This is a genomic window from Enterococcus sp. AZ179 (assembly GCF_050498885.1).
Classification (GTDB): domain Bacteria; phylum Bacillota; class Bacilli; order Lactobacillales; family Enterococcaceae; genus Enterococcus_D; species Enterococcus_D entomosocium.
The window spans coordinates 1,318,133-1,344,552 of record NZ_JBMHEO010000001.1 but is presented as its reverse complement, the minus strand read 5'-3'; the positions used below and the strand labels follow the sequence as shown (position 1 = coordinate 1,344,552).

Below are 26,420 nucleotides of genomic sequence, written 5' to 3'. Positions count from 1 at the left end.
TCCTTAATAAAAATAATCTATGATAATAATTACACAATCGTTCCTATTATATAGACAAATGGTTCATTTGTCTAACGATTCTGATGAAAAAAACGCATATTTCCTGAAATTCGTGAAAACTTGCGAAAATCAAAAAATAAGTCCTTTTTCCGTAAAAAAGCGGAAAGGAAGCGGTTGACATATCGTAAATTTACTTTACAATGTTAGGTGTATCACAAACTTTTTTGTGGGGAAAATAAACAAGTAAAAGGTGGATAATTATGAAAGCAAAGAAATTGATTGTAGGTATGGCGGTATTTTCATTCTCAGCAATGTTGTTAGGGGGTTGCGGAGCAGATGACAATAACACAGCTTCTTCGTCAACTAGTGAAAGTACATCACAAACTTCTGCAAGCGATTCAGCATCAACAGAAAGCACGGAAGCAACCATTGTTGCGGGCGAGCCAATGCAAGATGGGACGTATCGTTTAGAAGAAAAGAACTACAAAAACGACTACCGTGTCACATTTGAGATCACAGTCAAAGACGGCAAAATCGTTGAATCAAAATATGACAACGTCAATGCGGATGGCGAATCAAAAACAGAAAACACTGAATACAATGAAACGATGAAAGAAAAAGCAGGCATCAGCCCAGAAGAATTTATTCCTAAATTCAATGAAGAGTTAGTTGCAGCACAAAGCCCTTCTTCAATCGAAGTAGTTTCTGGCGCGACTCATTCCTTTGATTCCTTCCAAAACTATGCACAACAATTGATTCAAGCGGCGCAAGCAGGCAACACGGAAACCATTGAAATCGACAATGGTGCAGACTTGAAAGACGGAACCTATACATTAGAAGAAAAGAACTACTCAAACGGTTACCGCGTAGTCTTCTCAATGACTGTGGCTGACGGCAAAATCTCTGAATCAAACTACGACTACCTAAACGAAGCAGGCGAGTCGAAAAAAGATGATGCATCATACAACGAAAACATGGAAGCAAAATCTGGTACAAGTCCAGAAGAGTTCATTCCAAACTTCAATGAAGCCTTTGTTTCTGCAGTCAATGCCGAAGACGGCTCTGTGGCAGACATGGATGTTGTTTCAGGAGCAACCCACAGCTTCCACAGCTTTGTTATCTATGCACAACAATTGTTGAATGCCGCTGAAAAAGGCGACCAAACAACAATCGAAGTGGATAACTTCGTTACTGAATAATCACAACTTCTTTCCATTAAGAGGACAGCATTCGTTTTGAGTGCTGTCTTTTTTTCGTGGGCAACAAGGTCAAAAAAGCAAGTTCGTGCAAAAGGAAGCAATCTGGTGGGAAGGTTGTTTTAAAAAAGAACTGTTTTTTACAAAGAAGAAAAGGTTCGATTAAGGATTCCTAAAATACGTTGAGGAATCACGGAATGCCCCTTTTCATTCTGCCAAAAAAAGGCTATTATATGAAGGTTGAAGACAATAGAAAAGAGGAAAATCATGAAAAAGAAAGTAACGTTTTTTCTGATGTTTGTTTTTTTAGGCACAATGTTGGCAGCCTGCGGCAGTGATCAGGAAGCAACGACGCTGCGAGAAGAACCATATTTTCAAGAAGAATTTTTATTAGGCACGTATACTCGGATTCGCATTTATGATGAAGGCAAAGAGGACGCTATGAAGCCGGCCTTTGACCGCATCAGAGAGTTAGGCGATAAAATCACCATCAACCAAGCAGGGTCAGAGATCGATGAAATCAATGCGCAAGCTGGCATCAAGCCAGTGAAGGTCTCAGATGATATCTATTATTTGTTGAAAGAAGCCTATGATTATAGTGTGAAATCAGAAGGCGGCTTTAATATGACTATCGGTGCGATCACCCAATTATGGCGAATCGGCTTTGATGATGCCCGCAAGCCAGAGCAATCTGAGATCGATGAAGCGTTGAAACATATCAATTATGAACAAGTCGAGTTTAACGATGAAGATCAAACCGTTTATTTAAAAGACAAGGACATGATCCTTGACCTTGGGGCGATCGCCAAAGGCTACATCACGGATGAAGTCGTCAAAGTGCTGAAGGACAATGGCGTGACTTCCGCGATCGTCGATTTGGGCGGGAATGTCTATGTGTTAGGTCATAGCAACCGCGGTGCAGATGAGCCATGGAATGTCGGAATCCAAGATCCAAACAAATCTCGCGGCTCGATTATCGGCAGTATCAAAGAAACCAATAAAACAGTAGTTACTTCAGGGATCTACGAACGCTACTTAGAAGTAGACGGCAAAACGTATCACCATATTTTTGATTCTGAGACTGGCTATCCTTACGATAGCGATGTAGCAAGTGTGACTGTGATCACTGACAAATCCATCGATGGTGACGGGTTGACTACGGTGGCGTTTGATAAAGGAGTCAAAGAAGGCTTGGCTTATATCGAACAGCATACCGAAAAGGGAACCGATGCGATCTTTATCACAAAAGAAGATAAAGTGTACGTAACAGACGGCATCAAAGATACCTTTGAGCTTTCAGAGGAATCAGGCTACACGATGGGTGATCGTGCTGATTTAGAATAGGAGGAGTGAAAGATGTCTCTTTCAGTGTTTTTAGAAGTGGTGGAGATCCGCACCAAGGTGGCGAGTGTCTTCCCCTTCATTATGGGTGTGTTGTTCTCGTTGGTGTATTTTCATGAATTTCATCCGTTGAATACTGTGATTTTTTTTCTGGGGATGCTGCTGTTTGATTTGACGACGACGTCCATCAACAATTATATGGATTTCAAAAAAGCCAAATCAGAGACCTACAAATACCAGCACAATGTGATCGGGCGCGAAAACATCTCAGAAGCTACTGTTCGCAATCTGATTTTTGCGATGCTGGCAGGAACCTTACTGATCGGTCTTTACTTGACCTTTGTTACCGGCTGGCTGCTGCTAGTGATGGGGCTGGTGGTTTGTTTTATCGGGGTCTTTTATACCTTTGGCCCCATTCCGTTATCGCGGATGCCTTTAGGCGAGGTATTCAGCGGTGTAACGATGGGATTAGGGATTTTTGCCATCACGATCTATATCAATACCATTGATCAAAAAGTTTTTTATCTGGCACTGGATTTTGCGAACGGAACCTTTGGCTTAGTGGGGAATCTCTGGGCTGTGTGTGCCATCGTGTTGGCATCCTTGCCATTGATTTTCACGATTGCTGACATCATGTTAGCCAATAACTTACGGGATCTGGAAGCTGATATCGAAAACCATCGCTACACGCTGGTGTACTACATCGGTCGCGAAGCAGGTATCCGTCTGTTTCAAGGAATGATGCTAGCTTCCTACGCCGCTATTTTATTGGGCCTCTTGTTTGGACTCTTTCAATGGCCGATTTTGCTCGTGTTTCTGACACTGCCGAAAATCCGTCAAAACTTGAAAGAACATCAAACCAGCCTGCCCCACCCACGTAGCTTCGGCTATTCGATTAAAAACATGATTTTATTCAACAGCAGCTATGCCTTGGGCTTGCTTTTGTGCCTGCTGTGGCAATTGCTATAAAAGAAAAGATCGACCCGCTCTTGAAAGAGCAGGTCGATCTTTTTTTGAGAACCAAAATAACGTAAAAAACTTCAGAAATCATTTGATAAAATAACGATCGTAATGCTTATTATGAAAAGATGAGGCTCGCTTTCTCTGCGATCCTGATTGCAACAGTAAAGTTTTGGTGACAGTGGCTAAACCCGATAGAAAGGGGAGCTGCCTAGGTTGTTCTTTTGTATGACTCCTCGGAATAAGCAGGTCTGTTTATGGAGCATGTGTGCTCGCGATTGCTTTGACTGATTCCCTGCGAAAGCAGCGAATCAGCAAGCGAATTTGCGACTTTTCGCAGCATCAATACCGTTCCAAACTGATTTCTCCAGAAGAAAGCACCTTGCGCTCCGTCGCTGTTTCCACCACTAATTCACCGGTGTTGGTAATGTCTTTGGCGATCCCTTCATAGGTCACACCTTGTTGCGTAAATTGAACGGTGCGGCCCAAAACAAAGGATTTCTGCCGATAGCGGGCCATATAATTCATGTCAGGCAGTTGCGCTAATAATTGGAAGAAACGGCGCCAAATTTCTTGGATCAACGCGGCCCGAGAAAAGGTTGGATACTCTTCACCAGGAAAGAGTGATGTCGCTTTTTCCCGAATCTCTGCTGGAAACTGCTGTTGCGGAATTGAAAAACTGATGCCGATACCGATCACAACCGAAGTAATACGGCCTGTCTCAAAGTCACTGGTTGCTTCAGACAAAATACCGCAGATTTTTTTTCCATCTAAGTACAGATCGTTGACCCACTTAATGGCCGTTTCCTTCATTAGAAGGGCATCGATGGCTTCGGCAACTGCTACCGCCGCCAGAACGGTATATTGCGGCAATTCTTGAAACGCTTGGTTTGGTTTTAAAAGCAAGCTCATATAGATCCCTTGTTTTTTCGGTGAGAAAAACGGTCGTTCGAAGCGGCCATGGCCGCCTGTTTGTGTTTCGGTCAAAAAAAGGGCGGGGGTTGCCAGTCCACTATCCAAAGCGGCGATCTTGGCTTCTTTCATAGTAGACTCAACAGCATCCTTGATTTGAATCGTGGGGATCATCGGCAAGGCGGTTGCAAGTGCTGCTTGATCGTAGCGATCATCCGAGACAAAGCGATAGCCGTTGGCCAAGTGTTCGAAATGATAGCCTTCTTTCTCGAGTTCTTTAATGGCTTTCCAGACTGCGGTACGAGAGATCGACAAAGCTTGGGCCAGTTTCTCTCCAGATAGCACAGTATCTTCTTTTTGTAATAAGGTCAGTATTTTTTCTTTTGTCGTCATAAGGATATCCTTCCTAATGTTTCACGTGTAACGTTTTCGTTAGCATAGCAAGAAATCGGCAAAAAGCAAAGTAGTTTCTTACGAAAAACCGTCCACACCAGCCTTGTTTTTTTCTTTAGAAAATCTTAGGAAATGGGTGCACCAGAAAAGCATTGTAACTTCCAATGAAAGCTTGACAGAGAAGTGCTTCATCTGTATAATAAGGAGTTGCAAAAACTATCTGAACGAAAAAAGCAGAAACGAAATATTGTCCGTTTCGGCTTAGGAATAAGGAAACAAAAGTAGAAAATGCCCAATGCATCCGTTCTATTTTTGGTTTTTTTTTGCCTAAAAGCCGCAAAAAATGCTTTCTGTAACCTATATTTAATATTTGTTACAGTTTTGTAAATAATCGGATAGCCTTTTTGAAAGACTTTATGAAGAGGTGAAGAGCTTGGCTGGACACGTAGTAAAATACGGAAAGCATCGCGAACGTAGAAGTTTCGCACGGATCAGTGAAGTATTAGAATTACCGAATTTGATTGAAATTCAAACCGACTCTTACCAATGGTTCCTAGATGAGGGCCTGAGAGAAATGTTTGAAGATATTTTGCCAATCGAAGGATTCAACGGTAACTTGTCCCTAGAATTTGTGGATTATGAATTGAAAGAACCAAAGTATACAGTAGAAGAAGCCCGTGCCCATGATGCAAACTATTCGGCACCATTACATGTTACTTTGCGTTTGACGAACCGTGAAACCGGGGAAATCAAATCCCAAGAAGTATTCTTTGGTGATTTCCCATTAATGACTGAACAAGGAACCTTTATCATCAACGGGGCAGAACGGGTTATCGTTTCTCAGTTGGTCCGCTCTCCAGGTGTATATTTCCATGGCAAAGTCGATAAAAACGGTAAAGAAGGCTTTGGTTCAACTGTTATCCCTAACCGCGGTGCGTGGCTAGAAATGGAAACTGATGCCAAAGATATCTCTTACGTACGGATTGACCGTACCCGTAAAATTCCTTTGACGGTCTTAGTCCGTGCCCTAGGGTTTGGTTCTGATGACACGATCTTTGAAATTTTCGGCGACAGTGAATCATTGCGTAACACGATCGAAAAAGACTTGCATAAAAACGCAAGCGATTCTCGTACCGAAGAAGGATTGAAAGATGTTTACGAACGTCTTCGTCCAGGCGAGCCAAAAACAGCAGACAGCTCACGCAGCTTGCTGAACGCACGTTTCTTCGATCCAAAACGTTACGACTTAGCAAATGTTGGTCGCTACAAAGTAAACAAAAAATTAGACTTGAAAACACGTCTATTGAACTTGACCTTAGCAGAAACCTTGGTTGACCCTGAAACAGGCGAGATCATTGTTGAAAAAGGCACTGTTTTGACTCACCAAGTCATGGAAACACTAGGCGCATTTATCGATAATGGCCTAAACAGTGTAACGTACTATCCATCAGAAGATGGGGTCGTTACCGAACCAATGACGGTCCAAGTCATCAAAGTCTTTTCACCAAAAGATCCAGAACAAGAAGTCAACGTGATCGGTAATGGCTATCCAGATACTGCCACACGTACCGTTCGTCCAGCAGACATCATTGCTTCAATGAGCTACTTCTTCAACTTGATGGAAGGCATCGGCAATGTCGATGACATCGACCACTTAGGAAACCGTCGGATTCGTTCTGTTGGTGAATTATTGCAAAACCAATTCCGGATCGGGCTTGCTCGGATGGAACGTGTCGTTCGTGAACGGATGTCGATCCAAGACACCGAAACCTTGACACCACAACAATTGATCAATATTCGTCCGGTTGTCGCAAGTATCAAAGAATTCTTTGGTTCTTCTCAGTTGTCACAGTTCATGGACCAAACAAACCCACTGGGTGAGTTGACCCATAAACGTCGTCTATCTGCCTTAGGACCTGGTGGTTTGACGCGTGATCGTGCTGGCTATGAAGTCCGAGACGTTCACTATTCCCACTATGGCCGTATGTGTCCGATCGAAACGCCTGAGGGACCAAACATCGGGTTGATCAACAGCTTGGCCTCTTATGCCAAAGTCAACAAGTATGGCTTCATTGAAACACCATACCGTCGAGTTGACCGCGAAACAGGCCGTGTTACAGACAAGATCGATTACTTGACTGCCGATACCGAAGACCACTACGTTGTGGCCCAAGCAAACAGCTTGTTAAATGAAGACGGCTCTTTCGTAAACGACGTTGTTATGGCGCGTGCTACTTCTGAAAACTTGGAAGTATCGATCGATAAAGTCGACTACATGGACGTATCACCAAAACAAGTAGTCGCAGTCGCAACCGCATGTATTCCTTTCTTGGAAAACGATGACTCCAACCGTGCCTTGATGGGTGCCAACATGCAGCGGCAAGCTGTACCATTGATCAATCCGAAAGCACCTTGGGTTGGTACTGGTATGGAATACAAATCAGCACATGACTCAGGAGCTGCTTTGTTATGTAAACATGATGGGATCGTAGAATACGTGGATGCAGCCGAAGTGCGCGTTCGTCGTGACAATGGCGCATTGGACGTTTATTCTGTTACCAAATTCCGTCGTTCAAACTCAGGAACCAGCTACAACCAACGTCCATTAGTGGCACTTGGTGAAAAAGTGGAAAAAGGCGACATCTTAGCAGATGGCCCATCTATGGAACAAGGCGAAATGGCACTAGGACAAAACGTCTTAGTCGCATTCATGACTTGGGAAGGGTACAACTATGAAGATGCCATCATCATGAGCCGTCGTTTGGTGAAAGATGATGTTTACACTTCTGTCCATATTGAAGAATATGAATCAGAAGCCCGCGACACAAAATTAGGACCTGAAGAAATCACTCGCGAAATCCCGAACGTTGGGGAAGACGCGTTGAAAGACCTAGACGAAATGGGTATTATCCGCATTGGTGCGGAAGTCAAAGATGGCGATCTGCTTGTTGGGAAAGTCACTCCAAAAGGGGTAACGGAACTTTCAGCAGAAGAGCGTTTGTTGCACGCAATCTTTGGTGAAAAAGCCCGCGAAGTGCGTGACACTTCTCTACGCGTGCCTCACGGCGGCGGCGGAATCGTCCACGATGTCAAAATCTTTACCCGCGAAGCTGGCGATGAATTGTCACCAGGTGTGAACATGCTGGTTCGCGTTTATATCGTTCAAAAACGGAAAATCCATGAAGGGGATAAAATGGCCGGACGTCACGGAAACAAAGGGGTCGTTTCTCGCATTATGCCAGAAGAAGACATGCCTTTCTTACCAGATGGCACACCAGTCGATATCATGCTGAACCCATTAGGGGTACCTTCTCGGATGAACATTGGACAAGTATTAGAGTTACATTTAGGAATGGCTGCGCGTCAATTAGGCATTCACGTGGCAACACCAGTCTTTGATGGAGCCAGCGATGAAGATGTTTGGGCAACGGTTGCTGAAGCAGGAATGGCCAGCGATGCCAAAACAGTGCTTTACGACGGACGTACCGGCGAACCATTTGATGGCCGCATCTCCGTTGGTGTCATGTACATGATCAAATTGGCCCACATGGTCGATGATAAATTGCATGCCCGTTCCATTGGACCTTACTCATTGGTTACGCAACAACCATTGGGAGGAAAAGCCCAATTTGGTGGACAACGTTTCGGAGAGATGGAAGTTTGGGCACTGGAAGCATACGGTGCTGCTTACACCTTGCAAGAAATCTTGACCTACAAATCAGATGACGTGGTTGGTCGTGTGAAAACATACGAAGCGATCGTCAAAGGGGAACCAATTCCAAAACCAGGTGTACCAGAATCATTCCGCGTATTAGTAAAAGAATTGCAATCACTGGGTCTAGACATGCGTGTCCTAGATATCGATGATGCAGAGATCGAACTGCGTGATATGGATGATGACGATGATGATTTGATCACCGTTGATGCCTTAACAAAATTTGCGGAGCAACAAACAGCCCGTGAATTAGAACAAAAAGCACAAACAGAAGCTAAAAATGCCGCCGACGCGTTGAACCAACAAATCGAGACAGCAGAAGATCGCTTGCAATAATAGACGGCCCTCGCTATTTCCGCCACTAGCGGAAATAGCCCCCGTTCTATCGGATATGTCCATGAAATGAAATGGAGGGAACCTTTTTTGATCGATGTAAATAAATTCGAAAGTATGCAAATCGGTTTGGCTTCTCCTGAAAAAATCAGAAGCTGGTCTTATGGTGAAGTAAAAAAACCAGAAACCATTAACTACCGTACGTTAAAACCTGAACGCGAAGGGTTGTTTGACGAGCGTATTTTCGGTCCAACCAAAGACTGGGAATGTGCTTGCGGCAAATACAAACGGATCCGCTATAAAGGCATCGTTTGTGACCGTTGCGGCGTGGAAGTAACACGTTCAAAAGTGCGTCGTGAACGCATGGGACACATTGAACTAGCAGCACCAGTATCACACATTTGGTACTTCAAAGGCATTCCTTCACGGATGGGTCTTGTCTTAGACATGAGCCCACGTGCATTGGAAGAAATCATCTACTTTGCTTCATACGTAGTGATTGAACCAGGAAACACCAGCCTTGAGAAAAAACAACTATTGACTGAACGGGAATACCGTGAAAAACGTGACCAATACGGTCAAGAATTTTCAGCAGCAATGGGTGCCGAAGCCATCAAACAATTATTAGATGGCGTTGATCTTGAAGGCGAAGTTGCTGAATTAAAAGAAGAATTGAAAAACGCGACTGGTCAAAAACGGACCCGTGCGATCCGCCGTTTGGATATCTTAGAAGCATTCCGTGCTTCAGGAAACAAACCAAGCTGGATGGTCATGGACGTTATCCCAGTTATCCCGCCTGATTTGCGTCCAATGGTGCAATTAGAAGGTGGACGTTTTGCCACAAGTGACTTGAACGACTTGTATCGTCGTGTAATCAACCGTAACAACCGTTTGAAACGCTTGTTAGATTTGAATGCACCAAACATCATCGTTCAAAATGAAAAACGGATGCTACAAGAAGCAGTCGATGCCTTGATCGATAACGGTCGTCGCGGCCGTCCAGTTGCAGGGCCAGGGAACCGCCCATTGAAATCTCTTTCTCACATGTTGAAAGGGAAACAAGGTCGTTTCCGTCAAAACTTGCTAGGAAAACGGGTCGACTACTCAGGTCGTTCAGTTATCGTCGTGGGTCCATTCCTTAAAATGTACCAATGTGGTCTGCCAAAAGAAATGGCGATCGAATTATTCAAACCATTCGTGATGCGGGAACTTGTTTCTCGTGAAATCGCGTCAAACATCAAAAATGCCAAACGCAAAATCGAACGTCAAGAAGACGAAGTTTGGGATGTCTTAGAAGATGTTATCAGAGAACATCCAGTGCTATTGAACCGGGCACCTACGCTTCACAGATTAGGTATCCAAGCATTTGAACCCGTCTTAGTTGAAGGCCGTGCCATTCGTTTGCACCCACTTGTTTGTGAAGCCTACAATGCCGATTTCGATGGAGACCAAATGGCCGTTCACGTACCATTGAACGAAGAAGCGCAAGCAGAAGCACGTATGCTGATGTTAGCAGCCCAAAACATTTTGAATCCAAAAGACGGAAAACCAGTTGTAACACCATCTCAGGATATGGTCCTAGGGAACTACTACTTGACGATGGAAGAAGAAGGCCGTGAAGGGGAAGGCATGATCTTCCGTGACATGGACGAAGCAGTTACGGCATGGCGCAATGGCTACGTGCATTTACACACACGGATCGCCATCAATCCAAACACTTTAGGGGACAAACCATTCACGTCTGAACAAAAACAACGCTTGATGGTAACAACGGTGGGTAAAGTGATCTTTAACTCGATCATGCCACCAGAATTCCCATTCTTGAACGAACCGACAGACTACAACTTGACGGTTCAAACACCAGACAAGTACTTTATTGAAGCTGGTACAGATGTGCCTGCCTTCATCAAAGAACAAGAGCTTGTTGGCCCATTCAAGAAGAAAAACTTAGGAAACATCATTTCAGAAGTCTTCAAACGTTTCCGCATCACTGAAACGTCACGCATGCTTGACCGCATGAAAGACTTAGGATACAGCCACTCAACAATGGCGGGTATCACCGTTGGTATCGCTGATATCATGAACTTGCACGAAAAACATGAAATCATCGACAATGCCCACAAACAAGTAGAAACGATCACGAAACAATTCCGTCGTGGATTGATTACCGATGACGAGCGTTATGAACGAGTTATTGGTGTTTGGAATGCAGCCAAAGATGAAATTCAGTTAAAACTGATGGAATCTTTGGAAGCGAAAAACCCAATCTTCATGATGTCTGATTCCGGTGCCCGTGGTAACATCTCCAACTTTACTCAGCTTGCTGGGATGCGTGGATTGATGGCCGCGCCTAACGGACGAATCATGGAGTTGCCGATCATCTCAAACTTCCGTGAAGGTCTATCTGTCTTGGAAATGTTTATCTCGACCCATGGTGCCCGTAAAGGGATGACCGATACCGCCTTGAAAACAGCCGATTCCGGTTACTTGACACGTCGTCTCGTTGACGTTGCCCAAGATGTCATCATCCGTGAAGACGATTGTGGTACTGACCGTGGTTTAGACATTCAAGCAATTCGCGAAGGAAACGAAATCATCGAATCCTTAGAAGAACGTTTGATTGGACGTTACACACGTAAATCAGTGATCCATCCTGAAACTGGCGAAGTCCTTCTAGGGGTCAATGAATTGATCACTGAAGATTTAGCTAAAGCCATCGTGGACGCTGGTATCGAAACAGTATCCATTCGCTCTGTCTTTACATGTAACACCAAACATGGTGTATGTAAACATTGTTATGGTCGCAACTTAGCCACTGGTTCTGAAGTTGAAGTTGGGGAAGCAGTCGGTACCATCGCTGCCCAATCAATCGGTGAACCTGGTACTCAGTTGACCATGCGTACCTTCCATACCGGCGGGGTTGCCGGAGACGATATCACGCAAGGTCTCCCTCGTGTCCAAGAAATCTTTGAAGCCCGTAATCCGAAAGGACAAGCGGTCATTACCGAAGTTACCGGAGAAGTCATCGATATCTCAGAAGACCCTTCAACTCGGACCAAAGAAGTGACCATCAAAGGGGAAACCGATACGCGTACGTATACCGTTCCTTATACTGCCCGGATGAAAGTAGCAGAAGGCGACTTTATCCATCGTGGTGCACCATTGACAGAAGGTTCGATCGATCCAAAACAACTGTTACAAGTTCGCGATGTCTTGTCTGTTGAAAACTACCTATTACGGGAAGTTCAACGCGTTTACCGGATGCAAGGGGTAGAAATCGGCGACAAACATATCGAAGTAATGGTTCGTCAAATGCTGCGTAAAGTCCGCGTCATGGATCCAGGTGATTCAGGCATCTTGCCAGGAACATTGTTGGATATCGCCGACTTTAAAGACCGCAACTACGACACATTGGTAGCCGGCGGCGTTCCTGCAACTAGCCGTCCAGTCCTACTAGGGATCACGAAAGCATCTTTGGAAACCAACAGCTTCTTGTCTGCTGCGTCCTTCCAAGAAACCACTCGTGTGTTGACCGATGCAGCGATTCGCGGCAAGAAAGATCCACTTCTTGGATTGAAAGAAAATGTTATCATCGGTAAGATCATCCCAGCTGGTACTGGTATGCCTCGTTACCGTGAAATGGAACCAAAAGAAGTAACAGTTGCCAGCGAAAATGTCTACAGCATCTCAGACATCGAAGCACAAATGGCTGCTGAAGACGCATTGAATAGCCAAAACTAATCAATGCCCAGCACCTGATTGACTCAGTGTGACGGAAAAGCTTGTCATTCTTCGGAATGGCAAGCTTTTTTTGTCTATATTATAGAAATTAATGTTATTAGGTCCATATGTGCAAAAGAAATCACCTTCGAAAGTATGATGAATCCCGACATGCGCTCAAATTGTTCCTTGGCGTACGTCATTCAACTCTTTCGAAGGTGATTTTTTTTGTTTATTAGTTTTCCTCTTGCCGTTCTTGCAGCATATGAATTCCCTTTTCCTGAACCTGCCGAGCGATAAACGCCAAGTCATTCGAAGTCAGATTGATGTCTGCATAATGAAATAAGTTTTTTCTGCAGGAGGGGGTCAGATTGCCGATGATCAAATCATAAGTCTCATCCAGTTTGGTCAGAGAAAACGAGTCCAGAGGATTTAAAATCGTGATTGTTAGCTGATAAGGAATAAACTGTTGGATTTTCGTTTGGATAAATTCCGTATGGTAACTATTCGTATCATAAAACAAAGCTAAGCGAAAGCCAGCATTGGCATCGATGATTTCTTTAGCGAAATTTGGGAAAGATATATGGAAAATATAAATCAGGTAATTGATCGTACTTGGTCGAATGATCGGTAAATTTGAATGGGTCAAAAGGTGAACGATGTCTCGATTGACTGCCTGTTGGACCAAATCACAGTTGTTGACAAAACGAGCAAAGCGATCATCCAAGATGCAGTAAGGAACGCGCAAGTTGATCCCAAGAAAATAAGAAAAGACCACAGCGTCGAGTTTCTCTTCAAAGTCGGCTTCATGATAGTTGTACTTTTTAAATATACGTTTGGTCATTTGATAAAACTCTTGTTTGGTCTTACGAAAGACGTTGGGGTCTTGACCAATATGGGTCGTGACATAACCGACCATTTTCTCGACGTAGGCCCGACTGTAGCCGGTAAATTCGCTCAAATCGATTTTCTCTAAGAAATATTCGACGTGGTTTCCATTGGGGTTGGAGGCGTATAGGCGATCGCGCTTCGTGTTGATATAGATCACAAAAGCGATTTTTTTGATGTCGGAAAAATAAAGCTTTAAGGGCGTCGCTGCTGCCATGATACGGGCGATTTTCAAAAAATCCTGTTCTTGGTTGATGTTGGCATCCACAAATTCATACTGGTACTTTTCTAAGAAGAAAATCAGAAAAAACTGGCGAATGTTGTGTTCATTTCCTTTTAACTGGATGGGTTTGGTCGCGATGAAGAAATCATATGGTGCCAGAACCATGTTGATCCTCTTGATCAAACGAATGATCGACGATTTGCTTAAATTTAATTCTAGAGCCAACATATCATAACTAGTGAAACTTGATGAGAAGAGTAGTTCCAATAATTGAAATGCAGAAGAGCGAGTCAAAAACTGGCTGTATACGTCTAGCCGAGTAGCAAAGGGATGCAAGTGGAGGCGAACAGCTGAATAATCGTCAAATTGTAAGTCCAGAAACGAAAATTCATTGTCGATTTCCGCGATATAGGTTTTTGCTGCAGACATTGAAATGGAAAATTTTACTGCCAAATCGTGAAGACTCGTTCCCTGATCGTCTAATAAATACTCAATCAGCTGTAGTTTCTTTTGTGTCGTAGATGATAACAATTTCCGTAACATGATTGCCCCTGAGCCCCCTTTTAAGTAAATAGTATCACGTTTTTACATGTATTCAAAAAAATTGCGTGTTGTATTTTTTTTGAATACATCCCACCCCAAAATTTTGGGAAAATAGAAGTGTGGAATAGTAGTAATACGTTTGATACAAGTAGCAAAGACCAAAATTTTTGAATCATGGGGAGGAGGCAAAAAGCAGTTGTTTGTTGGGATATCTTGCTCACTGTTGAACAATGTTATTCGTCGAGCGTTTCCGAGATCAATTGAAAAAATTTAAATAAAAAAGGAATGAACAATTATGAAAAAACAATTTTCTATCTATATATGTTTGCTAGTCTTGCTTGGCTCCATTTTTTGTGAACCAACGATCATACTAGCAGAAGCAATCAACGCAACCGAAAGTACCGAAAGAACGACTGAAACGCTGGAAAGTACCGAGCCTGAGACGGGAACGATCGATACGGAAAAAGCACCTACGGATTCATCGACAGCGGGAGCAGTTCAGTCAGAAACGAGTCAAGCAGAAGAAGAACAAGCAACCGTCCCTAGTGAAAGTCAAGCAACCCAAGCATCTTCGACACTGAATCAAAACAGCATTCAACCCCGAGCACCAGATACTGAGGCGGAAACGGAAGCTTCTACTACCGCTGAGAATCTTAGTGCCAACCTAAACGAACGGGGAGTACAACTTTTTGACAATGTCCGAATTACTGACTTAAACGATCAACCCTTCACTGCCGAAAATCCACCGATGTATAACGGCAACATCAAAATTCATTTTGACTGGTCGTTAGCAGATACGGAAGAAATTCGCGCTGGCGATTATTATACGTATCAATTACCGGAATATTTTGCTATTCATAACACCGTTAACGGCGAATTGACCCGTTCTGGTGGGCAATCGATCGGAACCTTTACCTTAGCACTCGATGGCACGTTGACTGTTACTTTTAACGAAGCGGCACAAACACTTTCCAACCGCTCAGGGACTATCGATCTAATTACGGAATTAAGTGTGAGCACTGTCACCGAAGAAGTGACGATTCATACTGGGATCTACGATGAAGATGGTCATGAGATCATCATTACATTGCCTATTTATGAAGTCGACATCATTAAGACTGGTAACGTGACTTCCAGCGGTTCAGTGGTTTGGGAAATTATTTTTAACCAAACCAGTCGTGAATTGCATGATGTGGTGATCACCGATAAAATGCCTCAAGGTTTGTCTTATAGTACTTCGACAGGCTACTTGTACGATGAAGCCACCGAGGAGTGGGTTCGTACCGATGGCTTATATACCTTTAACAGCGTTAACAACACGTTTACCTTCAATCAAACGGTTAATCAACCGGTTCGAATCGTGATCAATAGTGCAGTCACCGATCCAACGGCTTCTTCTTTCAAAAACACGGCAACAATCAACGGCAGCGATTTTACAGAAAAAACTGCAGAAGCAACGGTTACTTACGATGAGCAATCGGAATACAAACGGTTCAAAGGCTATGATCAAGAAACGAAACGAGCATCATGGGAAATTTCCGTCACATTGGACAAAGACCAAGCCAGAGTTTTGGATCAGACCTATTCAGGAACGGATCCTGAAAAAGCCCTACATTTTTTTGTTCCAGAGACTTTGGTGATCACGGACAAAGATGGTAACTCTATCCCAGCAGAAGATTGGTCCTTTGATGGGACGTACCAGCTGGATAAAGAGGGGGAAATCGTCCGCTTTGGCATCACGTTTGCCAAAGCTGGTTACTACAAGATCCAATACGATACCCAGTTGTATGAATCTGTTCTAGCTGATACTCGTATTTACAACTACGCTTCGATCCGCGACAATCAAAATACCTCATTGACGGGCAGTGGGACAGTGACGCCAACCAAAACGATCGGTATCGTGAAAACAGCTGGCACCAAAGACTATGAAACGAAGACTGTCGCATGGAAAATTGATGCCAATACCAATCAGCAAAAAGTCAGTGACCTAATCATCGAAGACCGCTATCAATTGATCTCTGGCGCAAACAGCAGCGCACTGGCCTTGTTGGCGGATACGCTGGTAGTGACGGCAAGCGGAGTGACCGAGCCTTTAGAGCTCAATACCGACTATACGCTAGAGCTAATCACAGAAACGAAAACGCTAGCCGATGGCTCAACGAAGGAACTTGAGACTGGTTTTCGGATCAAGCTGCAAGGGGCGTACCAAACGACCTCGGCAACGATCACGGTTAATTTCAAAACTAGCTTCGATGTTTCACAGCAGATCGCATTAGGAAGTTCTAGCAGTCGTTTTAGTAATGCAGCGTTTGTCCATTATAAAGACGAAGCCGGCAATACGTTCACGGAAGCCTCTGAATCCAATACTTGGATGGATACCAACTGGTTAAAAAATGCCTTGAAATACGGCCTATTTATTGGTGAAGGGGAAGATGTCGCCAAAGCGATTACTGCCGTATTAGGTCGGAACTTAGGAACTATTTTTGATGAGCAGACCGCCTCTAGCGATCAAGTCTATTGGATGGGGCTATTCAATACGTACAAAGAAAAAATCAACAAAGATGCAATCATCACGGACCAGCTGCAAGAAGGCCAAACCTTGAAAGACTTGGCGCTTTACACGGTCACAGTAACTGGGTATACGACGCAAGTCAGAGCACTGAAAGAGCAATTGGTGCTAAACGAGGATTACAGTTACACTTATGACCCTGACACGAAAAAAGTTACGATCACCTTGCTGAAAGAAACGTCAGAAACACTGGCGGTCTTCTTGGCAACGGAAGCAGCGGAAGAAGTATTTACCTACAAAAATACTATTACATTGACGGACAATGACACAACGTTGACTGCCGATGGCCAAGTCGACAAGTCTGCGAAAACGGACTGGTTGATGAAAAATGGTAGCCAGAATGCCGACAACAATCGGTTGATCGATTGGGAAATCATGATCAATGCTGATAGCCGCAAAATCCACAATGCGGTAGTGACCGATACCATCAACTACAATCAACACACCTTTTTACGAGATGCCGACGATGCCGTGATCGTAGATGTGTATGAAGCGGTCTTAAACAATGGTACGTGGGAAAAAGGAGAAAAAGTCACCTTCACCAACGAAGACAATCCGAAAATCACCTCGGATGTGGTAGCAGGGACGCAATCGTTAGTGATCGCTTTTGAAGAAATGATTGATAAACCATACTTTATCGTTTATCAAACACAACTTGACCCCGGGATTTTGAACAATGAACGGGTGACCAACAATGTCAATTTGACGGGTAGTGAGATCGAGATTCACACAGTAACCAAAGAAATCACCATCAAATCGACAGATGGCAGCGGAACGTCTTCTGGGACGAACGGTTCCTTGACGATCGTGAAATACGATGCCGATGGCACCAAAGAACGAGGGATCGATGAAGAAGCGGTTTTCCAATTAAGCCGCAAAAATGCACAAAATACCTATGAAGTCATCTTGTCGAACCTGGTGGTGAAAAACAATCAGATCATGGAAAACGGCAACGCCATTGATCGGATCGACAATCTGCGTTACGGCGATTATATGATCCAAGAAATCACCGCACCGGAAGGATACGAACGAGATGCGACTCAGTACACCTTCACTATTTCTGATAAGCAAGTCAATTATGTCTTTGAACTAGCCAACAAGCGGGAAATCAAAGAAACGACCCACGCCTTGAATGTTCAGAAGCTGCTTGATGGGCGCGAGCTAAAAGACGGCGAATTTACGTTCCAACTAGTGGATGAAACTGGCTCTGTGATTTTAACACAAACTAATGATGGCAACGGTCAAGTTGCCTTTGACGCCATCACTTACAATGAGCCTGGCGAATACCATTACACGATTCGGGAAAAAGCCGGCGATGATCCAACCATCACCTATAGCGACAAAGAACTAAAGGTAACTGTGACCGTCACGGAAGAAGATAGCCAGTTGATTGCGAAAGCAGTCTATGAAGGCAATCAAGTCTTCGAAAATGACTATACGCCAAAATCCGGTAGTGTCGTTTTGAATGCTGAGAAAGTGCTGATCGGTCGTGATTTGAAAGCAGAAGAATTTGACTTCGAATTAGTCAATGAAGCAGGAACTGTACTTCAAACAAAAGCCAATGATGCAACTGGCAAGATCTACTTTGACGCTATTCCTTATGATAAAGCAGGTGAATACCGCTATACCATCCGTGAGAAAGCAGGAACTGACGGTACCATCACTTACGATGCAAAAGAACTAGCGGTAGTTGTGACCGTGACGGATGAAGATGGACAGTTGACCGCAGTGGCGGAATATGAAGGCAATCAAGTCTTTGAAAACGACTATACGCCAAAAGCTGGCGAAGTGGTGCTGAATGCTGAGAAAGTATTGACGGGCCGCACGTTGGAAGCCAACGAGTTTGCCTTTGAACTGGTAGATGAAGAAGGAACTGTTCTTCAAACAAAAGCCAATGATGCAACCGGACAAATCTACTTTGACGCTCTCGCCTATGAGGAAGCTGGCGAATACCGCTATACCATCCGTGAGCAAGCAGGAAACGATGGCTCCATCACTTACGATACGAGAGAACTGGCAGTAGTCGTGACCGTCACCGATGAAGACGGGCAATTGACCGCAGTTGCGGAATATGAAGGCAACCAAGTCTTTGAAAATGACTATACGCCAAAAGCTGGCGGAGTGGTGCTGAATGCTGAGAAAGTATTGACCGGCCGCACGCTGGAAGCCAACGAATTTGCCTTTGAACTGGTAGATGAAGAAGGAACTGTTCTTCAAACAAAAGCCAACGACGCAACTGGCAAGATCTACTTTGACGCGCTCCCTTACGAGGAAGCCGGTGAGTATCACTACACCATTCGTGAGAAAGCAGGAACTGACGGTACCATCACTTACGATGCAAAAGAACTAGCGGTAGTTGTGACCGTCACTGATGAAGACGGACAGTTGACCGCAGTGGCCGAATACGAAGGCAATCAAGTCTTTGAAAACGACTATCAACCAAAAGCTGGTAGTGTCGTACTGAGTGCCGAAAAAGTCTTGATCGGCCGCACGTTACAAGCAGACGAATTTGCCTTTGAACTAGTGGATGAAGATGGAACTGTACTTCAAACAAAAGCCAATGACGCAACTGGCAAGATCTACTTTGACGCGCTCCCTTACGAGGAAGCCGGTGAGTATCACTACACCATTCGTGAGAAGGCAGGAACTGACGGTACCATCACTTACGATACGAAAGAACTAGCGGTAGTCGTGACCGTCACCGATGAAGACGGACAATTGACCGCAGTTGCGGAATATGAAGGCAACCAAGTCTTTGAAAACGACTATACGCCAAAAGCTGGTAGTGTCGTACTGAGTGCCGAGAAAGTCTTGACCGGTCGTACGCTACAAGCAAATGAATTCGATTTTGAACTAGTCAATGAAGAAGGAACTGTTCTTCAAACAAAAGCCAATGATGCAACCGGACAAATCTACTTTGACGCTCTCGCCTATGAGGAAGCTGGCGAATACCGCTATACCATCCGTGAGCAAGCAGGAACTGACGGCACCATCACTTACGATACGAGAGAACTGGCAGTAGTCGTTACCGTCACCGATGAAGCTGGACAGTTGACCGCAGTTGCGGAATACGAAGGCAACCAAGTCTTTGAAAACAGTTATCAACCAAAGGCTGGTAGTGTCGTACTGAGTGCTGAGAAAGTCTTAACTGGTCGTACATTACAAGCAAACGAATTCGATTTTGAACTAGTCGATGAAGATGGAACTGTACTTCAAACAAAAGCCAATGATGCCACTGGCAAGATCTACTTTGACGCTCTCGCCTATGATGAAACAGGTGAGTACCACTACACCATTCGTGAGAAAACAGGAACTGATGGCACCATCACGTACGATACGAAAGAGCTAGCGGTAGTTGTGACCGTCACCGATGAAGCGGGACAGTTGACCGCAGTGGCGGAATACGAAGGCGATCAAGTCTTTGAAAACAGCTACCAACCAAAAACTGGCAGTGTCGTACTAAGTGCGAAGAAAGTCTTGACGGGTAGAGACCTGCAAGCCAACGAATTCGCATTTGAATTAGTGGATGAAGCTGGAAAGGTTCTGCAAACCCAACGCAATGACGCAAATGGAACGATTACTTTTGATGCAATGACGTATGACGATGCTGGGGAACATCGTTACACGATTCGTGAAAAAGCTGGCAACGATGCAACGATCATCTATGATGAAACCACCTATCAAGTAACGGTCACCGTCAAAGAGCAAGCAGGAAAATTAGTGGCTGAAGCGGAACAAACGGCAGACATGGTATTCAACAACCGTGTCAAAGAAGGCAAAACAACGAAGCCGGGAACTGACAACTTACCGAAAACCAATGACACCACGACCGCTGGTTGGGTCGTCTTGGGACTGTTGTTAGTAGTGATCGCAGTAGGCATCTACCTTGAGCGCAAAAAACGGACGCCGTTATCATAGGCTGGGGAAGCAACAGAGCAGAAAGAGAAAGCGGGATGAGTCCAACTTGTCCCGCTTTTTCCTGCCTTGTTTTTCTTCACTTCAAAGAAAAAAAGCGTCAAAAGTATGAAACGCTAGAAAACGAACAATCAGCAAACCCAGACTCAAGAAGGGGACGAAGGGCAACTGCGCCAATCGTTTCTTCCAGATGCTTTGATAGCTAAAAAAAGCGAGAAGCCCGAGACTGCTGGCTACTAGTAAGAGGGCCAAAAGTGTCAACGGCGTTAGCCAAATGCTCCAGCCTGCCAGTACTAAGAGATCGCCGCCGCCCATTTTTTCCTGCCAGACAAAAAAGACCAGTGGAACCAGCAAGCCTAAAGACAGCCATTGAAAAGAAGCGCCGCTTCTAAGCTGTGCCAGCGCTAGCAGTAGGTGGGCGGGGTACAGCAGTTGCGGGTAGACGCTATAGTCTATCAAGTCGGTCAAGCTGAGTAAAAAGGCACTGGTCAGCCAGACAAAAGCCAGGAAGCTTTCTGAATCATGAAAGGCAACCACGCAAAGTCCGCCATAGCACAAGCAGACGATGGTCCAATAAAGCAGGGGTAAAAGCCGTTTTGTAGGAAGGAGAAAAAAACAATGGTTATCCGAAACTTTGTTCACCTTCTGGTAATGAGAACGAGAATCACTTTTTGACGGATTCCAAAACAGGGTTTGTAAGAGCAAAAGCCAAAAGAAGCCGAGTAAAGCGCCTAAAAAAAACACGAAAATCGTCATTTTTCGATCCTCCTTATAAAGAAATACGTAAGAGAGTGAGAAATTTTCTCAAATAGATGATTTTGTTGTACTTTTTATTTGTTTCGTATTATCCTTAAAATAGATAATTTAGAGGAGGAATCGTTATGAAATTTGAACAAACAAAAGAAGTATTAAACCAACTTGTTGCTGATTTAAGCCAAATGGCTATGGTCGTTCACCAAACACACTGGTACATGCGTGGACCTGGCTTTTTGACCTTGCATCCAATGATGGACGAATTCATGGATGATTTAAATGAGCAATTGGATGAAGTTTCTGAACGCTTGATTACATTAGACGGTTCACCATATTCAACTTTGCGTGAAATGGCTGAACACACTCAAATCCCTGATGAAGTGGGTAACTGGGACCGCACGATTCCAGAACGCTTAGCTACATTGGTGGAAGGCTACCGTTACTTAGCGGACTTATACCAAAAAGGGATCGAAGTATCTGGTGAAGAAGGCGACGATCCAACCCAAGATATCTTCATCGGCTTCAAAACAGCCATCGAAAAACGTATTTGGATGATCCAAGCGCACTTAGGCGAAGCGCCATTGATCGATCCAGCGAAATCTCGCGTACGTCATTAATCCACAAAAAAACCAGCGAAGAATTTTCTTCGCTGGTTTTTTTACTTGCTTGCTAATAGCCCTTTGGCGGCTTCAATTTGCTGTGCCACTTGATCAAAACCGGTGCCGCCATAAGAATGGCGATTTTTGACGGCGGTATAGGAATCAAGTTTTTCAAAAATATCGCTATCGATGGCAGGATGGATCGCTTGGTAGTCTTCCAAGGAAACATCTTGCAGATAGATGCCTTTGCTCAAACACTCACTGACGAGCTTGCCGACGATCTCATGGGCTTGTCTGAAAGGCACGCCTTTGCCAGCTAAGTAATCCGCTAATTCTGTTGCGTTGGAAAAATCCTTTTCAGTGGATTCTTGCATCCGTGCTTGATTGACCTTCATCGTTGCGATCATGCCTGTCATGATCTGCAAGCTTTTCGTGATGGTTTCGGCGCTGTCAAACATGCCTTCTTTGTCTTCTTGGAAATCTTTGTTGTACGCCAGCGGCAAGCCCTTCATGACCGTCAAAAGACCAAAGAGATTCCCATAGACACGTCCTGTTTTTCCACGGATCAGCTCCGCCATGTCAGGGTTTTTCTTTTGAGGCATAATGGAGCTGCCGGTGGAGAAGGTATCGGTCAGTTCCACGAATTGGTACTCGTGGCTGCACCAAAGAATCAGCTCTTCACAAAAACGAGACAGATGCATCATCAATAAAGAGGCGTTGCTTAAAAATTCCAAGATAAAATCACGATCACTGACCGCATCTAGGCTGTTGCTGTAAATATTGCTGAACCCTAACTCTTGAGCAGTGAAAGCACGATCGATAGGGAAGGTAGTTCCTGCCAAAGCAGCACTGCCTAAAGGCATCACATCGATGCGGCTTAAACTCTCACTGAAACGCTCCTGGTCACGCGTCAGCATACTGTAATAGGCTAAGAGGTGATGGGCAAAAGAAATCGGCTGTGCATGCTGCAGATGGGTATAACCGGGCATGATGGTGTAGATGTTGGCTTCGGCTTGTAAAACCAGCACTTCTCGCAATTCAGCGATCAAAGTGATCACGTCTTGCACGACTTCTTTTAAATACAAATGCATGTCGGTCGCCACTTGGTCATTACGACTACGGGCAGTATGCAGTTTGCCTGCCACTGGTCCAATCAATTCATGCAAGAACGTCTCGATATTTAAATGAATGTCCTCATTTTCAATCGTGAAGGTCAATTCGCCAGCGGCCAATTGCTGCTGAATCGTGGTCAAGCCGCCAATGATCGCTTCGCCATCGGTTTGACTGATGATGCCCGTATGAACCAGCATTTTGACATGTGCCAAACCGCCAAGAATGTCTTGTTTTGCTAACTTTTGATCAAACGTGATGGAAGCCCCAAAAGCATCGATCCATGCTTCGTTTTTCCCATCGAAACGTCCGCCCCATAATTTTGCCATATTCTCACCTCAAAAAAAGATTACGGCTGAAGCGGCAGCTTCAGCCGTGCATACTTAAATCAATGTTTCTGTTAGTTGCTGTTGCGCTTGGATCTCAGCGTGCACTTTGCTTGGCAGTCCCCATAATTTGATGAAGCCGATGGCCGCATGCTGATCAAAGGTATCTGCAGAAGTATACGTTGCTAAGTTTTCATCGTACAAGCTGTTTTCAGATTTCCGTCCTTCACAAATAACGTTGCCTTTGAATAATTTCAAACGCACGATTCCGTTGACGTAGACTTGCGTGCTTTTCAGGAAGGTAATCAAAGCTTCCGTCAATGGATTGAACCAAAGACCATCATAGATGACTTGGGCTAATTGCTGCTCAATGATTGGTTTGAAATGCGCCAATTCCCGTACAAAGACCAAATCTTCCAATTCTTTATGAGCCGTCATCAAAGCGATCGCTCCCGGACATTCATAAACTTCCCGTGATTTGATTCCCACCAGACGATTTTCGATATGGTCGATCCGACCAACGCCATGTTCGCCAGCCACCCGGTTCAGTTTCATGATCAATTCTGCTAGATTCATCGTTTCGCCATCAATGGCGGTCGGTACCCCTTGATCAAAGGTGATCTCAACGATCGTTGGTACGTCAGGAGTATCTTCTAATTCTTGCGTGATAGCGTAGGCCCCTTTTGGCGGCGTTGCCCAAGGATCTTCTAAGACGCCACACTCACAGGCACGTCCCCACAAGTTTTGATCGATGGAATACGGATTGTCCAAATCAGCGGGAATCGGCACTCCTTTTTCAGCCGCATAGGCAATCTCTTCTTCCCGGGACCATTTCCATTCCCGAACCGGTGCGATGACTTTCAAGTGAGGCGCTAAAGCAGCGATCGCCACTTCAAACCGAACTTGGTCGTTGCCTTTACCAGTACAGCCGTGGGCGACGGTCGTTGCGCCAGTCGCTAATGCCAACTCTACCAATTTCTTGGCGATCAATGGACGAGACAAAGCGGAAACAAGAGGATAAGAATTTTCATAAAAAGTATTGCCTTGTAAAGCGATCAAAGCAAAATCTTGGGCGAATTCTTCGCGGGCATCGATGGCATAAGATTCAATCGCGCCAACTGCCAAAGCTTTGTCTTTAATGGATTGGGTGTCGCGACCTTCACCGATGTCTAGGCAGCAAGCCACCACATCATATCCTTGGTCCGTTAACCATTTAATTGAAACGGAGGTATCTAATCCTCCAGAATAGGCCAATATTACTTTTTCTTTCATACTTATTAACTCCTTTTCCGCGTGTTTTCAAGTGATTGAAGCTATCTTATCAGAATAAAAATAATAAATCAAGGGCAAAATTAAATATTTATACATAAAAGTGGCGATTATCAGGTTTTTATACTATTATCGGTGATTGAGGAAAAGAAGAGGATGCTCACTTTGTTAATGAAAGTTTATACATGATATTCATAAAGTTATTCAGTTTTAGAAGCTTGCAACAACAAGTTTCGTTTTTCAGAGAAAATGGCAGAAAACGAATGGAGAAAATTTTCAAAAAGAGGCGGAATTACGTTGACATTAGGCTTTATAGAAGGTATTATGTTATATGGTATTGTTTGCCCCACAAGAGCCCCGGAAACTCAAGTGTATGTCAAACATTCGTGAAATTGAATTGGAGGAAAAAATTGTGCGTACAACATATATGGCCAAACCAGGCGAAGTAGAACGTAAATGGTACGTAGTAGATGCAACAGATGTTCCTATGGGTCGTCTTTCAGCAGTAGTAGCATCTGTCTTACGTGGTAAAAATAAACCAACATTCACACCTCATGTGGATACAGGCGATTTCGTAATCGTCATTAATGCAGAAAAAATCAAATTAACAGGTAACAAAGCAAGCGATAAAATTTATTACCGTCACTCAAACTTCCCAGGAGGATTGAAATCAGTCTCTGCTGGAGAATTACGTGCTAAAAATTCTCGTCGTTTGATCGAAACTTCTGTAAAAGGCATGCTTCCTAAAAACACTTTAGGCCGTAAACAAGGAATGAAACTTCATGTTTATGCTGGCGCTGAACACCCACATGCTGCACAACAACCAGAAGTATTGGACATCACAAACTTAATCTAATAGGAGGGAATTTCATTGGCACAAGCTCAATATATCGGCACTGGCCGTCGTAAAAATGCAGTAGCCCGCGTACGTTTAGTACCAGGTACTGGTAAAATTACTGTTAACAAAAAAGATGTTGAAGAATACATCCCACACGCAGACTTGCGTGAAGTAATCAACCAACCATTCGGCGTTACAGAAACTAAAGGTTCATACGATGTTTTTGTAAACGTAAATGGTGGTGGATACGCTGGACAATCAGGTGCAATCCGTCACGGTATCGCACGCGCATTGTTACAAGTTGATCCTGATTTCCGTTTAGCTCTTAAACGTGCTGGCTTACTTACTCGTGACGCACGTATGGTTGAACGTAAAAAACCAGGTCTTAAGAAAGCTCGTAAAGCTTCACAGTTTTCAAAACGTTAATCGTTGGTATATCAACGATTTTGGACATCTGCCATTTGGCAGGTGTCTTTTTTTGATTTTTAAAGCACACTTTGGAGCATATTTATTTTAATTGCTCTTTATTTGGCACACTATTAAATGCTTCGTAAACTTTTGAATCTACAACATTTGCTGTATTTTCATATATTTTTGTAGTAGATATATTCGAATATGTCAAAGTTGCAGAGATTTGACTAATGTTTGCTCCGCTGTGCTTGGCGAGTATTACAAAAGTATGACGTAATTTATGTGGAGATTTGTGTGCGTATTATGCGAGCTAAGTATAAAAAAGCCATCCTTATCAATAAAAGGCATGGCTCAAGTTAATCATTTTGAGAACATGAGAAATTGAATAGATTAAAGCAATAATGAA

The 26,420-nt window shown here is 44.0% G+C and carries 14 protein-coding genes; 9 read left to right on the top strand and 5 right to left on the bottom strand.

The genetic code is table 11. The features are described from left to right. The first annotated feature begins 260 nt into the window (after positions 1-260). From pplA to menA, 3 genes are all read left to right on the top strand, one after another. The gene (pplA, locus tag IGI88_RS06335) at positions 261-1,199 is read left to right on the top strand and encodes an extracellular electron transfer flavoprotein PplA (protein WP_429960286.1); all 939 of its coding nucleotides are present in this window, start codon (positions 261-263) and stop codon (positions 1,197-1,199) included. A gap of 264 nt (positions 1,200-1,463) precedes the next feature. Next, the gene (locus IGI88_RS06330; RefSeq protein ID WP_429960285.1) at positions 1,464-2,540 is read left to right on the top strand and encodes an FAD:protein FMN transferase; all 1,077 of its coding nucleotides are present in this window, start codon (positions 1,464-1,466) and stop codon (positions 2,538-2,540) included. Positions 2,541-2,552: 12 nt separating this feature from the next. Then, entirely contained in the window at positions 2,553-3,506 is a 954-nt protein-coding gene (menA, locus tag IGI88_RS06325; RefSeq protein ID WP_005230333.1) for a 1,4-dihydroxy-2-naphthoate polyprenyltransferase, read from the top strand. Positions 3,507-3,839: 333 nt separating this feature from the next. Here the strand turns inward: menA and IGI88_RS06320 are convergent, their stop codons facing one another. Further along, positions 3,840-4,802 (bottom strand): biotin--[acetyl-CoA-carboxylase] ligase, encoded by a 963-nt coding sequence (locus IGI88_RS06320; RefSeq protein ID WP_429960284.1) that lies wholly within the window; start codon positions 4,800-4,802, stop codon positions 3,840-3,842. 433 nt (positions 4,803-5,235) lie between these two features. Here IGI88_RS06320 and rpoB point away from each other — a divergent pair, with 433 nt between their 5' ends. Both rpoB and rpoC read left to right on the top strand, forming a co-directional pair. Beyond that, positions 5,236-8,853 (top strand): DNA-directed RNA polymerase subunit beta, encoded by a 3,618-nt coding sequence (gene rpoB, locus IGI88_RS06315; RefSeq protein WP_008381746.1) that lies wholly within the window; start codon positions 5,236-5,238, stop codon positions 8,851-8,853. A gap of 87 nt (positions 8,854-8,940) precedes the next feature. Next, complete coding sequence (gene rpoC, locus IGI88_RS06310) at positions 8,941-12,591, top strand: DNA-directed RNA polymerase subunit beta' (protein ID WP_034871965.1); 3,651 nt, start codon at positions 8,941-8,943, stop codon at positions 12,589-12,591. 214 nt (positions 12,592-12,805) lie between these two features. On the opposite strand, the gene IGI88_RS06305 is transcribed toward rpoC, so the two are convergent. Then, entirely contained in the window at positions 12,806-14,224 is a 1,419-nt protein-coding gene (locus IGI88_RS06305; RefSeq protein WP_429946919.1) for a helix-turn-helix domain-containing protein, read from the bottom strand. Between the two features lie 295 nt (positions 14,225-14,519). Between IGI88_RS06305 and IGI88_RS06300 the strand changes: the two genes are divergently transcribed. Further along, positions 14,520-20,711, top strand: a complete 6,192-nt coding sequence (locus IGI88_RS06300; protein ID WP_429960283.1) for a Spy0128 family protein — start codon at positions 14,520-14,522, stop codon at positions 20,709-20,711. Between the two features lie 81 nt (positions 20,712-20,792). Here IGI88_RS06300 and IGI88_RS06295 read toward each other — a convergent pair whose 3' ends face one another. Then, the gene (locus tag IGI88_RS06295) at positions 20,793-21,464 is read right to left on the bottom strand and encodes a prepilin peptidase (RefSeq protein WP_429960282.1); all 672 of its coding nucleotides are present in this window, start codon (positions 21,462-21,464) and stop codon (positions 20,793-20,795) included. Between the two features lie 125 nt (positions 21,465-21,589). Here IGI88_RS06295 and IGI88_RS06290 point away from each other — a divergent pair, with 125 nt between their 5' ends. Then, positions 21,590-22,078: a Dps family protein gene (locus IGI88_RS06290; RefSeq protein WP_005230382.1), complete on the top strand. Its 489-nt coding sequence runs from the start codon at positions 21,590-21,592 to the stop codon at positions 22,076-22,078. Positions 22,079-22,119: 41 nt separating this feature from the next. Here the strand turns inward: IGI88_RS06290 and argH are convergent, their stop codons facing one another. After that, positions 22,120-23,499, bottom strand: coding sequence for an argininosuccinate lyase (gene argH, locus IGI88_RS06285; RefSeq protein ID WP_429960281.1), 1,380 nt, complete (start codon positions 23,497-23,499; stop codon positions 22,120-22,122). A 54-nt stretch (positions 23,500-23,553) separates the two neighbouring features. Next, entirely contained in the window at positions 23,554-24,768 is a 1,215-nt protein-coding gene (locus tag IGI88_RS06280) for an argininosuccinate synthase (RefSeq protein ID WP_005230386.1), read from the bottom strand. A 406-nt stretch (positions 24,769-25,174) separates the two neighbouring features. Here IGI88_RS06280 and rplM point away from each other — a divergent pair, with 406 nt between their 5' ends. Then, positions 25,175-25,621 (top strand): 50S ribosomal protein L13, encoded by a 447-nt coding sequence (rplM, locus tag IGI88_RS06275; RefSeq protein WP_301280258.1) that lies wholly within the window; start codon positions 25,175-25,177, stop codon positions 25,619-25,621. 15 nt (positions 25,622-25,636) lie between these two features. Continuing rightward, positions 25,637-26,029, top strand: coding sequence for a 30S ribosomal protein S9 (gene rpsI / locus IGI88_RS06270; protein ID WP_003128901.1), 393 nt, complete (start codon positions 25,637-25,639; stop codon positions 26,027-26,029). The last annotated feature ends 391 nt before the right edge of the window (positions 26,030-26,420 follow it).

What these genes read in the sequence shown, in the direction of transcription:
- pplA (WP_429960286.1), top strand. Translation starts at nt 261, where the DNA reads ATGAAAGCAAAGAAATTGATTGTAGGTATGGCGGTATTTTCATTCTCA.
- IGI88_RS06330 (WP_429960285.1), top strand. Translation starts at nt 1,464, where the DNA reads ATGAAAAAGAAAGTAACGTTTTTTCTGATGTTTGTTTTTTTAGGCACA.
- menA (WP_005230333.1), top strand. Translation starts at nt 2,553, where the DNA reads ATGTCTCTTTCAGTGTTTTTAGAAGTGGTGGAGATCCGCACCAAGGTG.
- IGI88_RS06320 (WP_429960284.1), bottom strand. Translation starts at nt 4,802, where the DNA reads ATGACGACAAAAGAAAAAATACTGACCTTATTACAAAAAGAAGATACT.
- IGI88_RS06305 (WP_429946919.1), bottom strand. Translation starts at nt 14,224, where the DNA reads ATGTTACGGAAATTGTTATCATCTACGACACAAAAGAAACTACAGCTG.
- IGI88_RS06300 (WP_429960283.1), top strand. Translation starts at nt 14,520, where the DNA reads ATGAAAAAACAATTTTCTATCTATATATGTTTGCTAGTCTTGCTTGGC.
- IGI88_RS06295 (WP_429960282.1), bottom strand. Translation starts at nt 21,464, where the DNA reads ATGACGATTTTCGTGTTTTTTTTAGGCGCTTTACTCGGCTTCTTTTGG.
- IGI88_RS06290 (WP_005230382.1), top strand. Translation starts at nt 21,590, where the DNA reads ATGAAATTTGAACAAACAAAAGAAGTATTAAACCAACTTGTTGCTGAT.
- argH (WP_429960281.1), bottom strand. Translation starts at nt 23,499, where the DNA reads ATGGCAAAATTATGGGGCGGACGTTTCGATGGGAAAAACGAAGCATGG.
- IGI88_RS06280 (WP_005230386.1), bottom strand. Translation starts at nt 24,768, where the DNA reads ATGAAAGAAAAAGTAATATTGGCCTATTCTGGAGGATTAGATACCTCC.